The organism is Actinomadura sp. 6K520 (assembly GCF_004349245.1).
GTDB lineage: Bacteria > Actinomycetota > Actinomycetes > Streptosporangiales > Streptosporangiaceae > Spirillospora.
In genome coordinates this window covers 1-3026 of sequence record NZ_SMLC01000343.1, presented here as the reverse complement: position 1 = coordinate 3026, position 3026 = coordinate 1, and the positions used below count along the sequence as shown (strand labels likewise).

The following is a 3026-nucleotide window of genomic DNA, read 5'->3' as shown; positions in this document are numbered from 1 at the left end:
CACCCCCACCGCACTCAGCGAACTGGCAGCCCCCCGTCCCGGGCGACACCCCCCGACCAGGCTCACCACCGCCTTCACCCGGCGGCCGGCGAACGTGGCCGGAAGGCGGCCCGTCCGAGCCGCCGGACCAGGCGCCCTGGCAACCCCACACCCCAGGCGCCCTTCCCTCCACCAACTCGGACACGTCTTCGCGCTGGGGCGAGCCTGAGTCGGCCGAGACCAGCCAATCCCCACCGGCCCGCGACGTGAGCGAGGCACCACCGGACCGGCAGCCGCGCGAGCCGAGCACCGCACCGCAGCCGGGTGGCCCGCCCGGGCCGTCCACTGAGACTGCTTCGTGGTCGGTGCGTGACCCTGGTGATTCGCCGTCGGGCGGTTCGTCGGCTGGCGGTGCTGGGTCTTCGAGCGGCTCCCCACAGCCGGGTTCGTCGGATCTGCCGGGGCGCGATGTGGGTGAGGTGCCATCGGATTGGCAGCGGCGTGAGCCGAACCCTGCCCCGCAGCCGAGTGCCCCGCAGCCGAGTGCCCCGCCGGGGTCCTCGTCCTCGGGTGCTTCGCGGCCGGGGCATGTGCCGCGGGCGTCGCCGGGGTGGGATGACGATGAGCCGTTCCTGCCGGGGAAGGGGTTGTCGGCCGAGCCGCCCCCGCGGGCGGAGCCGGAGGTCACGCCCCCGGCGGCGGGGCCGGGGCCGATGGCCGACCCCGGGCGGCGCAAGGCGCTCGCGGACGCGTTCGTGGCCGAGTTCGTGGAGAGTGCGACGTGGCGGGCGACGCTCGCGGTGCTGGAGGGGGCCTTCCCCGGGCGGGGGATGGCGGCGGCGCTCTCGCGGCGCGGCGATGAGCTGCGGCGGACGATGGACGCCCTCGACCGCAGGACCACGGCGAAGCTCGGCGTACCGGCGTGGCTGGACGACGCCGGAATGGTGTTCGACCTCAGCGCGCATCTCGGTGTCCGGGCTGCGCGGGAGCCGATGCGGGAACCCGGGCGTCCCCGCGCGTCGCGGCCCTATGCGGGGGCGTTCGTGGTCGACACGCTGGACCCGCTGCGGTACCACCGCGCGGTGGGCGGGCCGCGGGCGCCGCGTGACCTGCGGGCGGAGGGCGTGCTGCCGGTACCGTCCGTGGAGGACGACGACAGCGGTGTGGTGATCGTCGCGAACCTGACGTCCGCGGGTGTGCGGGTACTGGATTCGGCGGCGCTGTGGCGCTACGCAGGCCGGGTCGTCACGGGGACGCTGCACGAGGCGGCGCGTCCGGAGACGCGGCAGCAGGTCCGCCGGGCGCTGTGGGCCCTGCGGCGCGTGGTGTTCGTCGACCCGGACCTCGGGCTGGGGCTGTGCCTGCAGCTCGACGCGGCGCGGGTCCCGCGGTGCCTGCTCGCGTTCGGCGTGGCCCGGACGGAGGGCGCGCCGCGGTTCGTCCGGCCCTGATCAGTCGGCGGAGCGCAGCCAGGACAGGTCGCTCTGCCGGTCGGGCGGCAGCTCGCGGATCCGGTCCGCGAGCTGCCACGGCTCCGTCGGCGGCGTGCCCTCCTCCGGGAGGATGCCGCAGACGAGCGCGGTCTGCGTGCTGACGGCCGTGAACGGGCCGAACCGCGCGACACCGCCGCCGCGCAGCGCCGCCAGCTCGGTGAGCAGCGCGTTGAGGGCGGACGGGTCCCGCGGGTCGTACAGGCCGCGGACGAACGTGAACAGGTCCTCGGCGAGCACCTCGGGGCGCCGCCCCGACAGGTGGTACACCGTCCCCCGGTACGCGCCCGCGGCCTGCGCCGATCGCTGGTCGCGGACGCGGGGCCGCAGGCCGTACTCGGCGGCGGCGCGCTCGTACGCGTCGGCGAGCAGTGCCTCGGCCTCGCCCTCCTCGCTGAGCAGGACGCCCGTGACGACGCCTTCCTCGCGGTCGAGGCGGTCGAGCATCTCCCGGCGAAGCTCCAGGACGTCCTGCTCCATCGCGTCCAGCGACCGGGCCAGCGCCCGCTGGGCGTCGCGGTCGAGGTCGAGGCCGGCCAGCTCGTCGGAGAGGTCGCCGAACTGCTTCTCCAGCCGCTCCACCCGCCCGGTCAGGGCCTCCAGCCCGTCGAGGACCTCGGCCGGCGGGGCCTCCGGCTGCGGCGGCGGGATCGGGATGCCGGCGGGCTCGGTCGCCTCGTCCACCACCGTCCGGAGCGCCTCGTGCCGCCGGGCGAGTTCGGACAGCTGGCCGCGCAGGTCGCGCAGTTCCGCCTGCGCACGTGGGAGCCGCTTGTCGGACGCCAGGTAGAGCTCGCGTCCGGCGATCGCGAGGCAGAGCAGGACAAGGACCACGGTGGTCATGTGACTCCTCGGGAGGCGGGCTGCGCATCCGACGATAACGATCCGCGGGCGGCTTGGCGGAGGACGCGGCCGATCTCGTCCAAAAGGCCCGCCATTTCCCGGGCCCCGGGCACCCGCGTTGTCCTTGGGTGCGCAGCCCGTCAAGCAGCGCCGCACTGCTGCCGGGCCGGGGCGGGGTGCCCTGCCGTAGCCGCGGCCGACGCCGGGCCGGGTCTTCCGGCCCGGCGCGGTTGCGGGGCGGGTCAGCCGAACAGGCCGCCCAGGAGGCCGCCGAGGATTTCGGCGGCGCCGCCCGCGATCTCTCCGGCGACGTCGCCTGCGACGCCGCCGGCGGCGTCGGCGGCGATGTTCCCCGCGATGTTGCCGGCCGCCTGGCCCGCGTAACCGGCGAGCACGTTGCCGAAGGCGTCCACCGGGGCGCCGGCGACGTAACCGGCCGCGTTCTGCGCGTATCCGGCCGCCCCGCCCGCCGCGCCGAGGGCCATGCCGCCCGCGATCCCGGCGGCTGCGGCACCGCCGACCAGGCCGGCCGCCGCGGCGCCGCCGTGGCGGCGGTGGCCGTGGTAGCCGGGTGAGCCGTGGTAGCCGGGTGAGCCGTGGTAGCCGGGTGAGCCGTGGTGGATGTGCACGGGCGGTGCGGCCGGGTGGCCGTGGGGTGGCGGCGGATAGGGCGCCGGGCCCGACGGGGCGGGCGGCGGCGGGCCGGTGTGCGCC

Annotated in this window: 2 protein-coding genes and 1 pseudogene; 1 reads left to right on the top strand and 2 read right to left on the bottom strand. The window is 76.7% G+C overall.

Annotated elements, in window-relative coordinates; genetic code table 11:
- The first annotated feature begins 626 nt into the window (after positions 1–626).
- Positions 627–1430, top strand: a complete 804-nt coding sequence (locus E1289_RS37080) for a hypothetical protein (protein WP_131988789.1) — start codon at positions 627–629, stop codon at positions 1428–1430.
- Here the strand turns inward: E1289_RS37080 and E1289_RS37075 are convergent, their stop codons facing one another.
- Entirely contained in the window at positions 1431–2312 is an 882-nt protein-coding gene (locus E1289_RS37075) for a hypothetical protein (protein ID WP_131988787.1), read from the bottom strand.
- A 242-nt stretch (positions 2313–2554) separates the two neighbouring features.
- Positions 2555–3026 (bottom strand): annotated as a pseudogene (locus E1289_RS38725) (hypothetical protein); the annotation flags it as partial.

What these genes read in the sequence shown, in the direction of transcription:
- E1289_RS37075 (WP_131988787.1), bottom strand. Translation starts at nt 2,312, where the DNA reads ATGACCACCGTGGTCCTTGTCCTGCTCTGCCTCGCGATCGCCGGACGC.